The sequence below is a fragment of the Bradyrhizobium sp. genome, from assembly GCF_016213215.1.
Lineage (GTDB): Bacteria > Pseudomonadota > Alphaproteobacteria > Rhizobiales > Xanthobacteraceae > Bradyrhizobium.
Genome location: NZ_JACRAW010000154.1, coordinates 38,642 through 57,339, shown reverse-complemented (window position 1 = coordinate 57,339; position 18,698 = coordinate 38,642). Strand labels below are relative to the sequence as shown.

The window sequence follows — 18,698 nt, the reverse complement described above, 5'->3', positions numbered from 1 at the left end:
CAGCTGCCGCTGCCGCGTTGTGCAAGTATGATCTGCGTCAACGCCCAGGATCGATCCGCCTCTAGCCTGCTCGGAGACGGAGACGCCTCGATGCCGGTCCAGAATGCCGAAATCGCCGAGATGTTCGACCACACCGCCGAGCTCCTGGAGATCAAGGGCGACAATCCCTTCCGTTCCCGGGCCTATCGCAACGCTGCGCGGGTGATCGAACGCCTGCCCAAGAGCATCGCGAGCCTGCTCAAGGCAGGCGAAGATCTTTCCGAACTGCCCGGGATCGGCAAGGATCTTGCGGGCAAGATCGCGACCATCGTTGCGACCCACAAATTCGACGTGCTCGATAGGCTGAAGCACGAGCTGCCGGGCGACCTCGGCGAGATCGTTGCGCTGCCCGGCCTCGGGCCGAAACGGGTCAAGGTGCTCTACGACAAGCTCGGCATTCGCTCGCTTGAGGATTTGCGGCGCGCCATCAAGTCTGGCCGGCTGCGCGAGCTGAAAGGCTTCGGGCAAAAGAGCGAGGAGAAGCTCGCATCTGCGCTCGCCAAACCGCAGGCGGAGAAACGCTTCAAGATCGCCGAGGCCGAAGCCGAGGCGGAAACGCTGCTCAAGCACATGCGCGCAGCCGGCCATGACCTGGTCGTCGTCGCGGGCAGCTATCGGCGCCGGCGCGATACGGTCGGCGATCTCGATATTCTGATGACGGCGCGCGATGGCACGGCCGCCGGCGACAGGCTCGCCAACTACGATAACGTTGCAAGCGTCTTGGCTCACGGCCCGACGCGCACCACGGTCGTTCTGCGCTCGCACCTGCAGGTCGATCTCCGCGTCGTGTCGAAAGAAAGCTACGGGGCGGCACTGTTGTATTTCACGGGCTCGAAAGCCCACAACATCGTCCTGCGCGGGCTTGCCAACGACCGCGGCTGGAAGCTCAACGAATACGGCCTGTTCGACGGCAAGCGACGCATCGCCGGAGCGAGCGAGGAGGAGGTCTACAACAAGCTGGGTCTTGCAATGATCCCGCCGGAAATGCGCGAAGACCGCGGCGAAATCGCTCTCGCCAAGGCCGGCAAGCTGCCGAAGCTGATCACGATGGACGACATTCGCGGCGATCTGCACGTTCATTCGAACTGGAGCGACGGCACGGCGAACATTGCGGAGATGGCAGCCGCGGCAAAGGCCAGGGGCTATGCTTACATGGCGATCACCGATCACAGCCGGCATGTCACCATCGCCCATGGGCTGGATCCGGCGCGCCTCGCCCGCCAGATCGACGAGATCGATCGTCTCAACGACAAGCTCGACGGATTTGCCGTGCTCAAGGGCAGCGAGGTCGACATCCTTGCCGATGGCAGCCTCGATCTGCCGGATAGGGTGCTGTCCCGGCTCGATCTGGTCGTCGCGGCGGTGCACTACAAATTCGATCTGTCCCGCCAGGGCCAGACCGAACGCATCATCCGCGCCATGGACAATCGGCATATCTCGATCATCGCCCACCCGACCGGGCGGTTGATCGGCGAACGCGAGGCCTTTGACGTCGACATGGAAGCGGTCATTGCGGCAGCCCGCGAGCGCGGCTGTCATCTCGAATTGAATGCGGATCCGGTTCGCCTCGACCTGACCGACATTCACGCGCACGCCGCCAAGTCGGCGGGCGTGAAGCTCGCGATCTCGACGGATGCCCATTCGACCAGCGGACTGGCCAATATGCGTTTCGGGGTCGATCAGGCGCGGCGTGGCTGGCTCGAAGCAAACGACGTCCTCAATACCCAGCCGCTGGCGCGCCTGCGCAAGCTTTTGAAGCGATAATCCCGACGCAACGACGCCCGGCCTCGGTGTGCTGCAGGCCGGGCGTGATTGGTTTCCCGGGCCTCACGCCCCGACTCTATTTCACCGCCTAGTAGACGAACGACGCCTGTCGCATGAGATGGTCGTTGACCGTCGTCACGCCCGGAATGGATTCGGCCGCGACCGTGATCGCCTTGCGCTCCGTTTCCGATTCCACCATGCCCCAAAGGTCCACAACTCCGTTGCTCACGGTGACGTTCAGCCGGTAAGTGTGCGCCCAGGGCTGCTTGTTCAGCTCTTCCAGCAGCTTGTCCCGAATCGCAGTGTCGGAGAGGTTGGCTTCGAGTTTCTGGTGCGCGCTCGCGATCGCCTGGATGATGTTCGCCCGGCTGACAATTCCGACCAGCTCGCCGTCCTTGCTCACGATCGGGACGCGCTTGATATGGCACTTTTCGAGCAGCTCTGCGATTTCCTTCAGCGGCGTTTCTGGATCCGTCGTCTTGACGTCCCTCGTCATGAGATCGGCGACCTTTGTCGCGTGCGACTTGACGTAATCGGCGGCAAGGGGCCGATCTCCGGAAATGACATGCAGCCACCATGGCTGGGGACGCTCGGTGCCGGCTTCCACGCGATGCAACAGATCGCCTTCGGAAACGATGCCGACGAGCTTACCGGCAGCATCGACGACGGGCACGGCGCTGATACGCTTGGTCACCAGGATGTTGGCAACTTCGGCGACCGTTGCACTTTCCGGAACGGTGATGACTGGCGACGTCATCACGTCTCGCGCTTTCATCTGAGCCTCCATTGATGATCGGAATACTTATTACTTGGTTCGGGCAATGCTACCGTTGATCTTCGTCAAAGAAAGGCATTGGCAGTTCTTGACCGCGGTGCGTCATTCGGGACCTGTCGGGGCTACGATCCGAACGGCTATTGACTTCAATCAATCCCGGGCGGCCGGACCGTGCCTATATCCTTGAAAAACATGGCGCCGATAGGCATTTCGGACCTGATCAGGGTGGAACGAGGTACGCTGGAGCATCAATATGAACAAGCTGAAGATCCCGCATGATGCCTTCGTGTTTGTCGGTGACGGTCGCAAGGCGCTGTTTCTGCGCAATGAGGGCGACGAGAAGTATCCGAACCTCAAGACCGAACGCGTCTTCGAGGACGAAAATCCGCCGACCCATGAACAGGGCAGCGAACGGCCCGGGCACGTGCAGGCCAGTTATACGGGACAGCGGAGCGCCGTGGAGCCGGTCGACTGGCATGATATCGAGGAGCAGCGCTTCGCCCGAAAGGTGGCGGCGGCGATGGAGAATTTGGTGCGGACCAGGAAGGCTCCGGCACTGGTAGTCGTGGCTCCACCTCGAACGCTGGCCGAGCTGCGCGATGCGTTTCATGCCGACGTCAAGGCGCGCATCATCGCCGAGGTCAACAAGGACCTCACCAAGCATCCGGTCGGCGACATCGAAAAGCACCTGACGAGCGGCACCTGAGGCGTACTGCTGCTTTTTGCCTCAACGCTCGCGCCTACCGACAGGCGCGGTTGCCGGCTGTAGGGACGGTCAGGAACATAATGCTTGCCGGTGCGAGGGTGACCGCGCCCGCAGGCGCAGGGACCGCCGTGAAGGCAGGCAGCTGGTCGTTGACGCCCAGGCGGAGGGTGTCGCCGTTGAGCCGGACGCTCTTGTCCTGAAGGTGCGTCGCCTCCAGCGTGTAGCGTTCTGACGCGGTTGGAAGCGAAAGGGTGTGCGGCGCGTCAGGCGAGGTGTTGAGCGCCAGTACGGAAACGCCACCGCGCGTTCCTCGCAGGCAGTGCGCATAGACGTGCAGTCCTGGCTCAGGCGACACTCCGGCGTCGAGTACCGTCCTACCCATCAGCCGACGCCACAGCAGCGCGCCCCAGTAATTGGGGCGCGGTTCGAAGCTCTTCTCGTCCAACAGGCCGTAGTCGCTTGCGGCGAGCGTGTTGTGCATCACCACCTGAACGCCGGCTCTTGCCATTCGACCGAGCTGGTCGAGATAGCGGAAGGTATCCAGGAAGGTCGCGTCCCAGCGATTTCCGCCACAGGCGGCGTCCGCGGTTTCCGTCAGCCACAGCGGCTTGCCGGGCTCGAACTGGTCGCGAAGCGCGCGATAGAAGGCAAGAGTCTTATCGGTTCGGGAAAGCCACTCTTCTGACAAGGCGTCATCGGGACGATCCCTGCCGCCGCAGCGCGGCGATACCGTGCCGTAGTGATGATAGGAAAACCGATCGATGCCGCGGCCGCTCGCGGCGAGCAAATCCGCGGAGTTCAGGCCGGAAGCGGCCCTTGACGTGGACTCGCCGACAGAGCCGGGCCCGAGAAGCAGCGTGTCGGGCGAAGCCTTCTTCAGGAACCTGCGAAAGATCCTGAAATCACGGCCGTAGGCCGCTGCATCATATCCGGCCGGCGCGCCGTTCTGCGCCGCCAGCGTCGGCTCGTTCATGTATTCCACGGCGGCGATCCTGCCGCCGAGCGAATTTGTATAGGCAAGAAGTCGGCGCGCCTGATCCGGCTGCCAGACCCCCGCGGTATCGCGGGATCCGGGGCTGACCGCAAAGGAGGTGACGAGCCGCGCGTCGACCGCTCTGGCGAAATCGACGACGCCGCGCCATTGCGCGCGCGTCAATACGGAATCGAATCCCGCCGGGGGTGCGGGCGGCGGCGCGTCTGCGTCGGCAAAATAGGTGGCGTTGGCCCAGGTGCCGCTGACACGCACGTAGGCCGGCGCCAGCGCCGCCGCGAGCTTGCGCACGCGCGCATTCGCAAGATCAGTCGGCGGCCGGTACGCATACATCTCGTGTTCGGAAGATGACTGCGCTGCGGCAGCCGTTTCGGCTCGCTCGGGCGCGAAGGGCTTCCAGAACCTCCCGCCGGCGACCTCCACCATCTCGACGTTGTAGGACTGAAAGCGTTCATCGACGGTGCCGATGGCCGGCATGGTGCGCGGATTGATGGCCTGTTCGCCCGCGAGCGCATCGGAGCCCGCCAACAGGGTGAGGAGCAGCATCCAGGTTGCGAGGCTCCATCTCATGAAGATCGCCTCCGGCCGTGATCAAAAGGATATCGGCGCAAGCCAGGCGCAGACAATATCTTCGCGGCCAATGGCCGCTGGAGGGCGCGGAGTGCTAGCCCGCATTCGGGCGATGCCGCTCGATGAGCTTCGCGATCAGCGCGGCGATCTCGGGGATCCTGGTGCCGATGCGGAACTCCGGTCCCGCCACCACGACGGAAAGACGACGATTTCCGATCGGAAGCGGCATGGCGACGCCGGCGAGATCCCGGCTAAAGTCCGCGAAGCTCTGGCAATAGCCGCGTTCGATCGATTTGCGAAGCTCGGCCTCGACCGCCTCGATGCTGATGGGCGTCGACGGGCCGTACTGCTTGAACTCGATCTTGCGATAGAGCGCGTCACGCTCCTCCGGCGAATATTGCAGCAGCAGTGCCCGACCACTCGACGTGGCATGGATCGGCACGCGGTGTCCAATCGTTGCAAAATACCTGATCGCCGACTTCGACTCGACGACGTCGATGAAGACGGCCATGACGCCTGACGGCGCCACGATCGATGATGTTTCATCCGTTTCCGCCGAAAGCTCGGCGATCAGCGCGTGCGTCCATTCCGGCAGCGGCTCGACCTCGGACACCATGCGCGCCATCGCCAGCCAGCGCGGGGTTGGGTAGAGGCCGGCGCGCGGGCGTGGCTCGTAAAGATAGCCTTTTTCCGACAACGTGGTCAGGAGGTTGAAGGTCGACGAACGCGGCCAGCCGAAATGGTCCGCGATCTCGGCGAGTGTCGCAGGCTTCTTCGTGCGCGCGAAGTATTCCAGGATTTCCAGAACATTTGCGGCTTGGCGAACGATCATTATGGGCTCCGCCCCTGGCGGCCTGCGCAATTGAAATGAATCAAAGGCCGAGTATCTTCCTCGCGGCCCTCAAGTGGGGTTTGTCGATCATCTTGCCGTCGAGACGGAGTGTGCCGAGATCGGGACTGGCCGCGAATGCCGCTATCACCTTCTCCGCCCATTCGCGCTCGGCCGCGGTCGGCTCGAAGGCGGCGTTGACGATGTCGACATGCTTGGGATGGATGAGGGCCTTAGCGGTGAAGCCGTCGCGCCGCGCCGTGCGGGTTTCCTGCTCAAGTCCCGCGAGGTTGTCGATATCGGTATAGACCGTGTCGATGGCCGCCACTTCCGCCGCCGCCGCCGCCATCAGGCACAGATCGCGCGCAATCCGGTAGGGGCTGTGGAATACGCCGCCGCTTTCCTTTTCGGTCGCGCCGAGAGAGGCCGACAGATCCTCGGCGCCCCACATCAGCCCGGTGAGCCGGGGCGAAGAGTCCTTGTAGGAGCCGAGCCCGAACATCGCTTCAGCGGTCTCGGTCGCGACTACAACGATGCGCGTGGCGCCCGGCTTTGAGCCGGCCGCGGCCTCGAAGGCATCCAGCCACAACGCAAGCTTGTGCACGTCGTCACCGCCGCGCGATTTCGGCAGCACGATGCCGTCGGGAACGGCCGGCATCACCGCAGCGAGATCTTCCAGCGTCATACCGGTGTCGAGCGCATTGACCCGAACATAAAGCTGATGGCTGCCGCGAGGTCCGGTCAGCATGGTCTGCGTCAGCTTGCGCGCTTCGGCCTTCTTGTCCGGCACGACCGAATCCTCGAGGTCGAGGATCAGCGCGCTGGCCTTGCCTCCACGAGCCTTTTCGAATTTGCGCGGGGAATCGCCCGGCACGAACAGCATCGAGCGCATCAGACGGGCCTCTTGTGCATCATGGCCATGCGGCGGCATTTGCCGACGATTTCGTTGTTCTGGTTGAGTGCCAGATGTTCGAACTCCACGATCCCGGCTTTCGGCCGCGACTTGGACTCGCGCTTGGACAACACCTTTGTCGTCGCCCGTAGCGTGTCACCGTGGAACACCGGCTTGGGAAAGGTCACGTCGGTCATGCCGAGATTGGCGACGGTTGTGCCTAACGTCGTATCATAGACCGTCATGCCGATCATGATGCCGAGCGTATACAAGCTGTTGAAAATGCGCTGGCCGAACTCGGTCTGCGCCGAGAAATGCGCGTCGATGTGCAGCGGCTGCGGGTTCAGCGTGAGCAGGCTGAACATGGTGTTGTCCATCTCGGTGACGGTGCGCGTCAGCGGATGCTTGAATTCCTGTCCGACCTCGAAGTCCTCGAAGTAGAGCCCGGCCATTGATGTTCCTCTCCCTTGGCTGGTTTGCGCGCAGCGCGGCCGATGCCGCCTATGCCGTCAGGTGAACCGCCTTCTGCTGCGCCAGTTGTTCGATCTCCTCAGTCGAGAATCCGGCCTCGCTGAGAATATCCCGCCCGTGCTCGCCGAGCGTCGGTGCCGGGCCGCCGGCTTGCGGCTGTGTCTTGCTCCAGGTCGAAGGCACCTGCATCTGGCGGATGCGCCCTTCGACCGGGTGCTCCATGGTCTTGAAGAAGCCAACTGCGTTGAGGTGAGGGTCCTCAAGGATCGTTTCCAGCGTATGCATCGGCATGACAGGGATGTCCGCGCGCTCCAGAAGCTCGCGCCATTCGGCGGTGGTGCGTTCGAGGAAGATGCGGCCGACTTCCTGGTAGATCTCGTCGATATGCCTGGTGCGCGCGGCGTGGTTGGCGAAGCGCGGCTGGTCGAGGAATTCCGGCCGGCCGATGCTTTCGAAGAAGCTGCGCCATTGCTTGTCGTTGTAGATCAGGGCGCAGATGTAGCCGTCGCTGGTCTGGTACGGCCGCCGGTAGCGCGACAACAGGCGGACGTAACCGCCGTGATCGAGCGGCGGATCATAGGTCAGCCCGCCGAGATGGTCGAGCAGGACGAACTCGCTCATCGATTCGAACATCGGCACGTCGATGCGCTGGCCGATGCCGGTTCGCTGCTGATGCATCAGACCGCCGAGGATGGCGTTGACGGCCATCAGCCCGACGACGCGATCCGCCATGGTGATCGGCACGTAGCGCGGCGTGCCGTCGCCGGCGGTGGCGATCAGGGTCGGGATGGTGGATGCGCCCTGGATCAGGTCGTCATAGGCCGGCTTCGACGCGTAGGGACCCGACTGGCCGTAGCCGAATACGCCGACATAGACGATGCCAGGGTTGACCGCCGCCACGCTGTCATAACCGAGGCCGAGACGCGCCATCGCCTGCGGCCGCACGTTGTAGACCAGGGCGTTTGCCTGACCCGCAAGACGCAGCAACGCGTCTCGGCCTTCCGGTTTCTTCAGGTCGATGACGATGCTGCGCTTGCCGCGGTTGGCGTTGAGGAACATCCCGCCCATGCCCGGCGTGCGGCCCGGTCCGATCTGCCGGACGATGTCGCCTTCCGGGCTTTCGACCTTGATGACGTTGGCCCCCATGTCCGCGAGGATCTGGGTGGCGTAGGGCCCCATCAGCACGGTGGTGAGGTCGAGGATCGTTATGCCAGCAAGTGGGCCCACGAGCGTTCATCCCTGGAATTCATATATGTGCATCTAGAATTCATAATCGACCAACGGTCAATTCCGCGCACACGCGTTCTACGCATAAGCCTATGCGCTATTCATAAGCTTGACATCCAAATTCACGTATATGTACGCTTGCGTCAAATAAATCGCAGCCAAATGGCCGGTGGCTTGCCAGCGAGCACCATCGGGCTGCCGTTCTGCGAGCGGCCAGGGAGGAAAGAATGAAGAGAGGCTTGGGTTGGGTGGCAGCGCTGTCGCTGCCGATTTCACTGGCAACGATTCCGGCGCAGGCCCTGGAATTGAAGGTGGCCGACTCTTTTCCCGCCGGCCATTACCTCGTTCGCCTGGTGCTCAAGCCCTGGATGGACGACGTGACCAAACGTACCAATGGGGCCGTCACCTTCACCTATTATCCCAACCAGCAGATCGGCAAAGCCGCGGACATGTTGCGTCTCACGCAATCCGGCGTGATCGACATCGGCTACGTCGCCCCGTCCTATGCATCCGACAAGATGCCGCTGTCAGAAGTCGCGCAATTGCCGGAAACGTTCAAGACCAGCTGCCAGGGAACGCTTGCATACTGGAAGAGCGCGCGCGAGGGCGTGCTCGCCAAGCAGGAATACGCGCCGAACAAGATCAAGCTGCTGATGGAGGTCGTGCTGCCGCCCTACCAGGTGTGGACGGCCAAGCAGAAGATCGATTCCATCAGCGACATTAAGGGGCTGAAGCTCAGGACGACCGGAGGTGCGCAGGATCTCACGCTGCGTTCGCTTGAAGCCGTGCCGGTACGCATGGCGGCTCCGGATGCCTATGAGTCGCTGTTGCGGGGCACAATGGACGGCCTGCTGTTTCCGGCCGAAAGCGTCATCGCGTACGGCCTCGACAAGCTGGTGAAGCATGCGACCGACGGCGTCAGCTTCGGCAGCTTCATCGTCGCCTATTCGATCAGCCAAGCGGCGTGGGACCGTCTTCCGGAGGACGTCAAGAAGGCGATGGACGAGGCTTCCGAAGCCCTCGAGCCCAAGGCCTGCGCCGACGTGGATAAGGAGCAGGCCGCGACTCGGCAACACCTGAAAGAGGCGGGCGTGAGCTTCGACGCAATTCCGGATGCGACGCGCGCGCAGATGAAGGAGAAGCTCAAGGGCGTCGCCCAGGAGTGGGCCGCCGGACTCGAAAGTCGCGGCACGCCGGCTTCCGCGGCGCTCAAGGAGTTTGAAGCCCTGCTGGCGGCGGGCGCCGGAAAGTAGATTCGCTCAAGTCTTGGGAGGCGTTGCAGGTGATCAAGCGAGCAGAAGATGCTCTCGCCGCAATCGAGCGTGCGTTGACGGTGATCGCCGTCATGTTTCTTTTCGCGATCATGGTGCTGGTCGTCGCCGACGTGTTCATGCGTTACGCCCTGAACCGGCCCTTCACGTTCACCTATGACCTGATCGGGCTCTATCTCCTGGCGGGCGCGTTCTTTCTGACGCTGTCGGACGCCATGCGGGAGCATGCCCATGTAGGCGTCGACATCCTGCTCTCCCGTTTTTCACTTGTCGGGCGGCGGCTTTCCGAAATCGTCACCGCGCTCACCGGCCTTTTCGTCTTTGTCCTCATCTGCAAGGTCGGGTTCGAGCGCGCGCTCGAGAACTACCAGCAGCATGACGTGCTTGCCGGCGCCATTCCCTGGCCGACCTGGATATCGGCGGCGCTGGTGCCGTTCGGCTGCGGCGTCCTGGTGCTGCGCCTTGGCCTGCAACTCACCGGCCATGTGTTCAGCCTCGTCTCCGGGCAGAATATGTACCCGTTACCGCCGGTGATGGGTCCCGGCGAAGCCAGCACCTTCGAGTAAGCGGGCCCCTCATGACTACCATCATCGTTCTTGGTCTGCTTTTCTGCCTGCTCGCGATCGGTACGCCGGTCGGTTTTGCCATGGCGTTTTCCGGTTCGGTCGGCCTGCTGATGGTGGGCGGTCCGGGCACGCTGTTCGGCATCCTGCAGACCGCTCCGCTATCCACCATCTCGTCCTACGAACTGATCACGATCCCGATGTTCCTGCTGATGGCCGACCTCGTGCTGCTGTCGGGGGTTGCGGACGATTTGTTCAAGACAGCGTCCGCCTGGGTCGGGCGCATCCCGGGCGGTCTCGGCATGGCGACTGCGCTGGCCGGCGCGGGTTTCGGCGCGATCTGCGGCACCAGCACGGCTTCAGCTGCCACTTTGTCGTCGACCAGCCTGCCAGCCATGATCCGTCATGGTTACGAGCCAAAAATGGCAGCCGGCGTCGTGGCGATTTCGGGGACTCTCGCGATGCTGATCCCGCCGAGCGTCGCGTTGGTGATCTTCGGCCTGCTGGCCGAAGTGAACATCGGCAAGCTTCTTATTGGCGGCATCATTCCCGCGGTACTCGTGACGGCTACGATCATGGGAACCATTTACTTCCTGGTCTGGCAGGACCCCTCGCGGGCGCCGAGCGTGAAGGCAGTGCCGTGGCGCGAGCGCTTTGCGCTGCTGCGGCAGGTCGGCCCAATGTTGATCCTGTTTTCGATGGTCACCGGCACCATTTATCTGGGAATTGCAACCCCGACCGAGGCGTCCGCGCTCGGTGCCATGGGCGCGCTGGTGCTCGCCGTCGTAAGGGGCAAGGTTACCTTGCCATCGCTCTACAAGGCGCTTCTGAGTGCCTGCCACGGCACCTGCATGATCGTGATGATCCTGGTTGGTGCTTCGATCTTCGGCTACTTTTTCACGCTCACTCATGTCACCCAGGATCTCGTCGCCTGGATCGGCTCGCTGCCGACCTCGCGCTGGGTCATCATCACCCTGATCCTGTGCGGCTACATCGTGCTCGGCTCGTTCATGGACCAGATCGCGATCCTTGTGCTGACGGTGCCGATCGTGCTGCCGCTGATCAAGACGCTCGGCTTCGATCCGATCTGGTTCGGCGTCATCAAGATCGTGACCGCTGAAGTCGGCATGATCACGCCGCCCGTCGGGCTCAACTGCTTCATCGTCGCGCGCTACGCCAACCGGCCGGTGTCCGAGGTCTTCCACGGCACGTTCCCGCACTTCGTCGCGCATTTGATCGCGATCGCCATCCTGGTCGCATTTCCCGGCATCATCCTCTGGCTGCCGTCGCAGATGGGGAATTAGGCAAGCCCTGCGCCTTGACAACAAACGGGAGGACGTCATGAAGTCGTTTGCGATCGGTGTGGTCGCCGCCGCCATGCTTTCGGACACGGCCTGCGCCGAGGACAAGATCAACCTGCGCCTCGGCGACAGCTTGCCGATCGGCCACGTCATCCATGAGGCCGTCACCAAGCCGTTCATCGAAGCGGTCGCCAAGCGCACCAACGGTGACGTGACGATCGCGGACTTTCCGGCCGAGCAGCTCGGCAAGGCCAAGGAAGGGAGGCGCTGGCCGCTGCTTCCCAGGTGCATTGAGCGAGGCCGCACATGACCAAGAAATACAAGTTCTTTGTGAAGGAAAGCGAAGTCACGCCCTATTCACCAGCCAATCACACTCGCACGGTGAACCGCCGTCTGATCGGACCGAAGGAGACCGGCTCGGAAAACCTGGAAGTTCTGTTAGGGGTGGTTTCCAGGTCGAACGGCGCGCTGCCGCACAGTCATCCCGGCATCGATCAGGTCTGCTACATGATTGCGGGCAGGGCCGTGGCGGAGGTCGGTGGCGAGCGTTCTGAACTCGGCCCGGGGGATGCCTGCTTTTTTCCGGCCGACATGCCCCACACCTTTACCGCCGTCAGCGAGGAGCCGGTTAGGATCCTGGTGATCTATACCCCACCCTACGGCGAAAAGGGCGCCGTGACCCACGCTTCGACGTGATACGTTAAGCGAGCAGAGCGGGCGACTTAAAAGAACAAGAGAAGAGAACGACCATGGACTTCGCGCTTACCGAGCAGCAGGAAGCTATTCGCGACGCGATCGGAAAGATCTGCGCCGGATTCGACGACGCCTATTGGCTGAGAAAGGATCGCGAAGGCGGCTTCCCGCACGACTTCCACAAGGCCATGGCGGATGCCGGATGGCTCGGCATCTGCGTGCCCGAGGCGTATGGCGGCTCCGGTCTCGGCATCACCGAGGCCGCGGTGATGATGCGCACGATCGCGGAATCGGGCGCCGGCATGTCGGGAGCCTCCGCCGTGCACATCAACGTGTTCGGATTGAACCCGGTTGTCGTGTTCGGTACTGAGGAGCAGCGTAGGCGGATGTTGCCGCCGATGGTGCAAGGCCGTGAGAAGGCCTGCTTTGCCGTCACCGAGCCCAACACCGGGCTCAATACCACCCAGCTCAAGACGCGCGCGGTTGCCAAGGGCGACCGCTATGTCGTCAACGGCCAGAAGGTGTGGATTTCGACCGCACAGGTCGCGCACAAGATCCTGCTGCTGGCGCGCACCACCCCGCTGGAAGAGGTCAAGAATCCGACCCACGGCCTCAGCCTGTTCTACACCGACTTCAACCGCAAGCAGATCAAGGTCCACGAGATCGAGAAGATGGGCCGCAAGATCGTCGACTCCAACGAGCTGTTCTTCGAGGATTTCGAAATCCCGATGGAGGATCGCATCGGCGAGGAAGGCCGCGGCTTCCACTATATTCTGGAAGGCATGAACCCCGAGCGCATCCTGATCGCGGCCGAAGCGGTTGGCTTGGGAAACTGCGCGCTCACACGCGCCACTGAATATGCCAAGACGCGCATCGTGTTCAACCGTCCGATCGGCAAGAACCAGGCGATCCAGCACCCGCTCGCCAAGAACTGGGTCGAGCTGGAAGCCGCCTGGCTGATGGTGATGTCGGCGGCCTGGCAGTACGACAAGGGCCTGCCATGCGGCGCTGCGGCAAACGCAGCGAAATACCTCGCCGGCGAAGCGGGGTTTCAGGCCTGCGAGCAGGCGGTGATGACCCATGGCGGCTTCGGCTACGCCAAGGAATTTCATGTCGAACGCTACTTGCGCGAGATCTTGATCCCGCGCATCGCCCCGGTCAGCCCACAACTGGCACTGAGCTTTATCGCAGAGAAGGTGCTTGGGCTTGCCAAGTCCTATTGAGGAAGTCGTATTGAAGTCGTGCGCGCCGCGGCAGACAATCGCAGCTTAGCACGCAAACTATCGGCAGTATCGCCATGAATCTTGCTCATCATCTCCTGCGTGCCGCCCGTGTCGACGCCGCTGCACCGGCGATCTTCAAGGGGCTTGCGCAGGTCGCCGACTATGGAACGTTGGCCGCGTCAACCGCGGCCCTGGCCGCCTCCCTGCGGCAACGCTTCGCGCTCGAAAAGGGTGATCGTGTCGCGCTACTGATGAAGAACGTGCCCGACTATGTCGGCTGCCTCTATGCCTGCTGGCACGCCGGCCTCGTGGCCGTGCCGATCAATGCCAAGCTCCATCCGCGCGAAATCGCCTTCATCCTGGAGAATTCGGGCGCCGCCGTCGTCTTCGTGACCGAGGACCTGGCCGGAGCGGCTTCCGATGCCTTGGCCTTGATCAGCGCATCAAAGCCCGAGATTGTCGAAATCGGCTCTGCCGATTTCCGCCGCCTGGGAGACGCGGAGCCGATCGCAATCTCCGATGTTGCCGCCCAGGACCCTGCCTGGATTTTCTACACCAGCGGCACCACCGGCCGGCCCAAGGGCGCCGTGCTCAGCCATCGCAATCTGCTGGCGATGGCGCTCAACTATCTCGCCGAGATCAATCCGCTCGCACCTGGTGAGGCGCTTTTGCACGCCGCACCGATGTCGCACGGCTCGGGCATCTATATGATCCCGCATCTGCTCGGCATGGGCGCGCAGATGATACCCGAGAGCGGCCGGTTCGAACCCGACGAAATACTGGAACTGACGGCGAAGCGGAGCGGCATTTCCTTCTTCGCCGCACCGACTATGGTGAGACGACTGACGCTTGCCGCCGAAGCCGCCGGCGCGAACGCACCGGGGCTGAAGTCCATCATCTACGGCGGCGGCCCGATGTACGTGGCGGACTGCAAGGCGGCGCTGAAGATCTTCGGGCCGAAGCTCACCCAGATCTACGGACAGGGCGAGTCGCCGATGACAATTACTGTTCTGCCGAGGCAAATGCACCCGGACGTCGGGCATCCACGTTATGAAGAGCGCCTTGCCTCGGTCGGCTTTGCCCAGAGCGTGGTGGAGGTTCGCACCGTCGGCTCGAGCGGGCGCGACGTCGAACTCGGCGAAATCGGCGAGATCGTTGTCCGCGGCGACACCGTCATGTCGGGCTACTGGCAGAATGCCGACGCGACCAAGAACACCCTGAGGGGCGGCTGGCTCTACACCGGAGACATGGGCTCGTTCGACGCCGACGGTTTCCTCACCCTGAAGGACCGCTCCAAGGACGTCATCATTTCCGGCGGAACAAACATCTATCCGCGCGAGGTGGAGGAGGTCCTGCTTCGTCACGAAGGTGTTGCCGAAGTTTCGGTGATCGGCCGTTTCCATCCGGAGTGGGGCGAGGAAGTCGTTGCAATCGTGGTGCCCGCCTCCGGCAAGGCCTTGACGCGGGGCGAACTCGACCAACTCTGCGGCGAGTGGATCGCGCGGTTCAAGCGCCCGAAGCATTATTTCCTGACGACGGAGCTGCCGAAGAACAGCTATGGCAAGATCGTCAAGACCGAGCTGCGCGTGCTGTTGAACGAGGCGTCGGGTCGCCTCCGAGAAATGATCTGACGTTCCACAACGACGAGCGGGGCGATCGTTGAAAACCCAGGATGCCGCTGCGACGTCGATCGACTTTGCCGACATCATCAGGCCGGGCGACGTCGTGGTGTGCGGCCAGGCGACCGCCGAGCCGCGCACGCTGACGCGAGCGCTGGTCGAGCAGGCGGACCGGCTGCCGCCTTTCACGCTGGTGATCGGTCCGGTATTCTCCGACACATTCGCCCCCGAAGGTGTCGCCGGAATCGCGTTCTTGAGCTATGGCGTGATCGGCAATTCGCGCGCGCTCGCCCGCGCCGGCAGACTTGAGGTCATTCCCAGCAACTACAGCGCGTTCTGTGCCGATTTTGCCGCCGGTCGCCATCGCGCCGACGTGGTGCTGGTGCAGCTAGCCCCATCCGAGCACGGCCGGCTGAGCGCGAGCCTGTCGAACGACTATGTGATGGACGCGGCACGAGGAGCGCGCGTCGTCATAGCGGAGATCAACGACGAGGCGCCATGGACCTTCGGCGCCGAATGGCCGGAAGACGTTCCGCTGGATCTGCGGATTGCGGCGAGCCTTCCGCCCGTCGAACTGCCTCCGGCGCCGCTGGATGACGTCTCCCGCCGCATAGCACACCATGCCGCAAGCCTGATTGAAGACGGCAGCACGCTGCAATTCGGCGTCGGCAAAATACCGGATGCCATACTGTCATCGCTCTCGAATGGCCGCAATCTCGGCATCCACTCGGGGCTCATCAACGACGCCGTCGTCGATCTCATTGAATCCGGTGCGGTGACGAATCTCGCCAAGGGCCTGGATGCCGGGCTCGCCGTCACCAACCAGGTCATCGGGACGGAGCGCCTCTACCGCTTCGTGCACGAGAACAAGGGGGTCGCCGTGCGTCCGGCGTCCTACACCCACGCGCAGTCGGTGCTGGAGCGCATCAACCGGCTGGTCGCGATCAACTCCGCACTGCAGGTCGGGCTCGATGGCAGCGTCAATTCGGAAACGCTGAATGGCGTCGCGGTCGGCGCCATCGGCGGACAGCTCGATTTCGTGCGCGGCGCCAATGCCTCGCCGGGCGGCAGGGCGATCATCGCCTTGCCGGCGACCGCGCCGGACGGTACCAGCCGCATCGTGGTCTGCGTCGAGACGGTGACGACGCCGCGCGCCGACGTTGATGCCATCGTGACCGAATGGGGCATTGCGGAACTACGCGGCTGTGGCTTGAGCGAGCGCGCCAGGCGCATGATCGCAATCGCCGCGCCCGAGCATCGCGACGCGCTTGCGCACGATCTCTGGAACGCCAGGCGGGGCAGGTGAGCGCGCACGCGCTAACGGGGGGCGGTCCGCTCCGCTGCGATCTTCTCCATCGCCATGTTGCGAAGCCTTGCGCGCTGGATCTTCACGCCGTTGGCGCTGTCGGTGACCGGGAAAGAATCGATGGAGAAGATACGTGCCGGAATTTTGTAGCCTGCCAGGCGCTCGCGCAGGCGGGACACCAGCGTCGGTTCGCTCGGCGCCGCGTCGGGTTCGGGAATGATGAAGGCCGCGCAGCGCGACTGGCCGTCGAGATCGACGGCGACCACCTGCGCGTCCGCAACGCCCGCGCACACCTTCAGTTCGTCCTCGATCTCGCCCGGACTGACGAGAAAACCGCCAAGCCGCATGGCGTCCCCGGCGCGGGTCTCATAGATGAACGAACCGTCGCCACGCAGCCGGCCGATGTCGCCGGTGCGGAAGAAACCGTCCGCCATGATCGCGTCCTTTGTCGCCTGCTTATTGTGGAAGTAGCCGAGAAATCGCGATGGCGCGCTGATCTCGAGTTCCCCCGAGACGCCAGGCTCGACGAGTTCGCCGGTCTCGGTGTTGCGCACGCGCACGATGGCTTGCGGGGACATCGGCCAGCCGCCGCATTCGATGCGGTCGGCGAAGGAAACATCGGTGCGACCGATCGAGAACAGCGCCTGCACCTCGCTCGAGCCATAGAGCCCGAAGAACGGCAGCCCGCGCGCCTCGGCGACCGCCGCAAACTCGCGCCAGCCTGGCTGGAAAGCGGCAAAGCCGAATACTAACGCCTGCGGGAACGGACGCGGCTCGTCGGTCAGCGCAAGGATGCGGCGAAACATCTCGTCGGAGCCGAAGCTGTGCGTGATCCTCTTGTCCTGGAGGATTTGCAGCGCGGGCGTTGCTTCGAACGCGTCGAGGACATGCACGGTCACGCCCGCGGCCAGGAAGGCGAGCGCGGCGGTGAGGCCGAAGGTGCCGCAGAACGGCAACATCGCGAGCAGCGAATGCCGGTCCGGCGCCAGCGCCAGCGCCTTTGCAACCGAGCGGGCGTGCGCGGTGAGCGTTGCCTGCGAATGCGCCACCAGCTTCGGCCCTTTGGTGGTGCCGGAGGTGGTGTACAGCAGCACGGGCAGGTCGAACTCTTCGATCGGCGCTGGCGGTGCTGGATAGCTTTGTTCGAACGCGTCGAAGCGCACGCAGGGCCAGCGAGCCGACGCGTTTCCCGTGCCGATCACGACGAGCCTCTCGAGATCGGGAACCTCCGCCTCGTCGATGCCGGCGAGAATCTCGGCGAAATCGATCGAGCGGAAATGGGCCTCCATGAACAGCATTCTTGCGCCGGAGAGGCGGAGGAGATGACCGACTTCGGCGCTGCGGTAGCGCGTGTTGACGGCGGCGACGATGGCTCCGATGCGGCCGGCGGCAAACAGCAGCGCGATCCATTCCAGGCGATTGACCAGCCAGACCGCGATCACGTCACCTTTGTCGATCCCGTGTGCCGCCAGCCAGGCGGCAGCCTGGTCGATACTTTCCTTGAACGCCGCGCGCGAAACCCGTTCGCCGTCGAAGATAAAGGCGGGCTCCGAATATCGGTCGATCTCGATGACGGATTGGAGAGATCTATGGTGATTGCTCATGGCGGCACGATGCTAGACTTGGGCAGCAGACGATTATGGCGGCTTCGCGCAACTCTGCAATGCCGAGCCTGCCTCGTCGGCGCCAGGATCGCCCCGAACTTTCCGGGTCGGGGAATATCGGTTCACCGGGCCGATGGCGGCGACAGAGCTCGCTACTTCGTGCCGAACATCCGGTCACCGGCATCGCCGAGTCCCGGGACGATATAGCCGTGATCGTTCAGGCGCTCGTCGATCGCGGCCGTCCAGATCGGGATGTCGGCATGTTGATGCTGGAACCGGCTGATGCCCTCGGGGGCGGCCAGCAGGCAGACAAAGCGGATGTCGCGGGCGCCGCGCGACTTCAACAACGTTGCGGCCGCGCAGGCCGAGTTTCCCGTCGCCAGCATCGGATCCATCAGCACCACCAGGCGGTCCGACAGATCCTGCGGCGCCTTGAAGTAGTACTCGATCGCCTGAAGCGTTTCAGGGTCGCGGTAGAGCCCGATATGCGCAACGCGTGCGGAAGGCACCAGCGCCAGCATGCCGTCGAGGAAGCCAACGCCGGCGCGCAGGATCGGAGCAAAGGTCAGCTTCTTGCCCGCGATCTTCGGCCCTTTCATCGGCGCGAGCGGCGTTTCGATATCGACGAGCTCGAGTGGCAGATCGCGCGTGACCTCATAACACAGAAGCATGCCGATTTCGTTCAGGAGTTCCCGAAAGCCCTTGATGGATCGGTCCTTCTCCCGCATCAGCGAGAGCTTGTGCTGGACGAGGGGATGAGTGATCAGATTTACGCCGTCGGCTGTCATCGTTGACCGCTCTACTTGTTTCGAGGGAATTGCGCCAGGTCGCTGCAAGCGGCTACTGTTTGCGCC

Annotated in this window: 18 protein-coding genes; 10 read left to right on the top strand and 8 right to left on the bottom strand. The window is 63.3% G+C overall.

Annotated elements, in window-relative coordinates:
* Nucleotides 1-90 precede the first annotated feature (90 nt).
* Nucleotides 91-1,803, top strand: a complete 1,713-nt coding sequence (gene polX / locus HY852_RS25205; protein WP_291607628.1) for a DNA polymerase/3'-5' exonuclease PolX — start codon at nt 91-93, stop codon at nt 1,801-1,803.
* Between the two features lie 88 nt (nt 1,804-1,891).
* Here polX and HY852_RS25200 read toward each other — a convergent pair whose 3' ends face one another.
* Entirely contained in the window at nt 1,892-2,578 is a 687-nt protein-coding gene (locus HY852_RS25200) for a CBS domain-containing protein (protein ID WP_291607627.1), read from the bottom strand.
* A 253-nt stretch (nt 2,579-2,831) separates the two neighbouring features.
* Here HY852_RS25200 and HY852_RS25195 point away from each other — a divergent pair, with 253 nt between their 5' ends.
* The gene (locus tag HY852_RS25195) at nt 2,832-3,284 is read left to right on the top strand and encodes a host attachment family protein (protein ID WP_291607626.1); all 453 of its coding nucleotides are present in this window, start codon (nt 2,832-2,834) and stop codon (nt 3,282-3,284) included.
* Nucleotides 3,285-3,318: 34 nt separating this feature from the next.
* Here HY852_RS25195 and HY852_RS25190 read toward each other — a convergent pair whose 3' ends face one another.
* From HY852_RS25190 to HY852_RS25170, 5 genes are all read right to left on the bottom strand, one after another.
* Entirely contained in the window at nt 3,319-4,845 is a 1,527-nt protein-coding gene (locus tag HY852_RS25190; protein ID WP_291607625.1) for a hypothetical protein, read from the bottom strand.
* A gap of 94 nt (nt 4,846-4,939) precedes the next feature.
* The gene (locus tag HY852_RS25185; protein WP_291607624.1) at nt 4,940-5,677 is read right to left on the bottom strand and encodes an IclR family transcriptional regulator; all 738 of its coding nucleotides are present in this window, start codon (nt 5,675-5,677) and stop codon (nt 4,940-4,942) included.
* Nucleotides 5,678-5,717: 40 nt separating this feature from the next.
* Complete coding sequence (locus HY852_RS25180) at nt 5,718-6,566, bottom strand: CoA ester lyase (protein WP_291607623.1); 849 nt, start codon at nt 6,564-6,566, stop codon at nt 5,718-5,720.
* Nucleotides 6,566-7,018: a MaoC family dehydratase gene (locus tag HY852_RS25175; protein ID WP_291607622.1), complete on the bottom strand. Its 453-nt coding sequence runs from the start codon at nt 7,016-7,018 to the stop codon at nt 6,566-6,568. Before HY852_RS25175 ends, HY852_RS25180 begins: the two co-directional genes overlap by 1 nt.
* 49 nt (nt 7,019-7,067) lie before the next feature.
* On the bottom strand, nt 7,068-8,264 hold the full coding sequence (locus HY852_RS25170; RefSeq protein ID WP_291607621.1) for a CoA transferase: 1,197 nt from the start codon (nt 8,262-8,264) through the stop codon (nt 7,068-7,070).
* 227 nt (nt 8,265-8,491) lie between these two features.
* Between HY852_RS25170 and dctP the strand changes: the two genes are divergently transcribed.
* The 8 genes from dctP (at nt 8,492) to HY852_RS25130 (ending at nt 16,240) form a co-directional block, all read left to right on the top strand.
* Nucleotides 8,492-9,517 (top strand): TRAP transporter substrate-binding protein DctP, encoded by a 1,026-nt coding sequence (dctP, locus tag HY852_RS25165; protein ID WP_291607620.1) that lies wholly within the window; start codon nt 8,492-8,494, stop codon nt 9,515-9,517.
* 29 nt (nt 9,518-9,546) lie between these two features.
* Nucleotides 9,547-10,101, top strand: a complete 555-nt coding sequence (locus HY852_RS25160) for a TRAP transporter small permease (RefSeq protein ID WP_291607619.1) — start codon at nt 9,547-9,549, stop codon at nt 10,099-10,101.
* A gap of 11 nt (nt 10,102-10,112) precedes the next feature.
* Entirely contained in the window at nt 10,113-11,402 is a 1,290-nt protein-coding gene (locus HY852_RS25155; protein WP_291607618.1) for a TRAP transporter large permease, read from the top strand.
* Between the two features lie 37 nt (nt 11,403-11,439).
* Entirely contained in the window at nt 11,440-11,709 is a 270-nt protein-coding gene (locus tag HY852_RS25150) for a hypothetical protein (RefSeq protein ID WP_291607617.1), read from the top strand.
* Nucleotides 11,706-12,095, top strand: a complete 390-nt coding sequence (locus HY852_RS25145; RefSeq protein ID WP_291607616.1) for a cupin domain-containing protein — start codon at nt 11,706-11,708, stop codon at nt 12,093-12,095. Before HY852_RS25150 ends, HY852_RS25145 begins: the two co-directional genes overlap by 4 nt.
* A 53-nt stretch (nt 12,096-12,148) precedes the next feature.
* Nucleotides 12,149-13,315 carry an acyl-CoA dehydrogenase family protein gene (locus tag HY852_RS25140; RefSeq protein WP_291607615.1) on the top strand — a complete coding sequence of 389 codons (1,167 nt, stop codon included), beginning with the start codon at nt 12,149-12,151 and terminating at the stop codon, nt 13,313-13,315.
* Between the two features lie 74 nt (nt 13,316-13,389).
* Nucleotides 13,390-14,946 carry an AMP-binding protein gene (locus HY852_RS25135; protein ID WP_291607614.1) on the top strand — a complete coding sequence of 519 codons (1,557 nt, stop codon included), beginning with the start codon at nt 13,390-13,392 and terminating at the stop codon, nt 14,944-14,946.
* Between the two features lie 28 nt (nt 14,947-14,974).
* Nucleotides 14,975-16,240, top strand: coding sequence for an acetyl-CoA hydrolase/transferase C-terminal domain-containing protein (locus HY852_RS25130; protein ID WP_291607613.1), 1,266 nt, complete (start codon nt 14,975-14,977; stop codon nt 16,238-16,240).
* Nucleotides 16,241-16,251: 11 nt separating this feature from the next.
* On the opposite strand, the gene HY852_RS25125 is transcribed toward HY852_RS25130, so the two are convergent.
* The gene (locus HY852_RS25125) at nt 16,252-17,844 is read right to left on the bottom strand and encodes an AMP-binding protein (RefSeq protein ID WP_291607612.1); all 1,593 of its coding nucleotides are present in this window, start codon (nt 17,842-17,844) and stop codon (nt 16,252-16,254) included.
* A 152-nt stretch (nt 17,845-17,996) separates the two neighbouring features.
* Nucleotides 17,997-18,632, bottom strand: coding sequence for a uracil phosphoribosyltransferase (gene upp, locus HY852_RS25120; RefSeq protein ID WP_291607611.1), 636 nt, complete (start codon nt 18,630-18,632; stop codon nt 17,997-17,999).
* Nucleotides 18,633-18,698: the final 66 nt, after the last annotated feature.

Bases quoted from the DNA above. Each gene is read 5' to 3' on its own strand.
- HY852_RS25140 (WP_291607615.1), top strand. From the start codon at position 12,149: ATGGACTTCGCGCTTACCGAGCAGCAGGAAGCTATTCGCGACGCGATC.
- upp (WP_291607611.1), bottom strand. From the start codon at position 18,632: ATGACAGCCGACGGCGTAAATCTGATCACTCATCCCCTCGTCCAGCAC.
- HY852_RS25195 (WP_291607626.1), top strand. From the start codon at position 2,832: ATGAACAAGCTGAAGATCCCGCATGATGCCTTCGTGTTTGTCGGTGAC.
- HY852_RS25155 (WP_291607618.1), top strand. From the start codon at position 10,113: ATGACTACCATCATCGTTCTTGGTCTGCTTTTCTGCCTGCTCGCGATC.
- HY852_RS25145 (WP_291607616.1), top strand. From the start codon at position 11,706: ATGACCAAGAAATACAAGTTCTTTGTGAAGGAAAGCGAAGTCACGCCC.
- HY852_RS25150 (WP_291607617.1), top strand. From the start codon at position 11,440: ATGAAGTCGTTTGCGATCGGTGTGGTCGCCGCCGCCATGCTTTCGGAC.
- HY852_RS25200 (WP_291607627.1), bottom strand. From the start codon at position 2,578: ATGAAAGCGCGAGACGTGATGACGTCGCCAGTCATCACCGTTCCGGAA.
- dctP (WP_291607620.1), top strand. From the start codon at position 8,492: ATGAAGAGAGGCTTGGGTTGGGTGGCAGCGCTGTCGCTGCCGATTTCA.
- polX (WP_291607628.1), top strand. From the start codon at position 91: ATGCCGGTCCAGAATGCCGAAATCGCCGAGATGTTCGACCACACCGCC.
- HY852_RS25125 (WP_291607612.1), bottom strand. From the start codon at position 17,844: ATGAGCAATCACCATAGATCTCTCCAATCCGTCATCGAGATCGACCGA.
- HY852_RS25135 (WP_291607614.1), top strand. From the start codon at position 13,390: ATGAATCTTGCTCATCATCTCCTGCGTGCCGCCCGTGTCGACGCCGCT.
- HY852_RS25185 (WP_291607624.1), bottom strand. From the start codon at position 5,677: ATGATCGTTCGCCAAGCCGCAAATGTTCTGGAAATCCTGGAATACTTC.
- HY852_RS25175 (WP_291607622.1), bottom strand. From the start codon at position 7,018: ATGGCCGGGCTCTACTTCGAGGACTTCGAGGTCGGACAGGAATTCAAG.
- HY852_RS25180 (WP_291607623.1), bottom strand. From the start codon at position 6,566: ATGCGCTCGATGCTGTTCGTGCCGGGCGATTCCCCGCGCAAATTCGAA.
- HY852_RS25190 (WP_291607625.1), bottom strand. From the start codon at position 4,845: ATGAGATGGAGCCTCGCAACCTGGATGCTGCTCCTCACCCTGTTGGCG.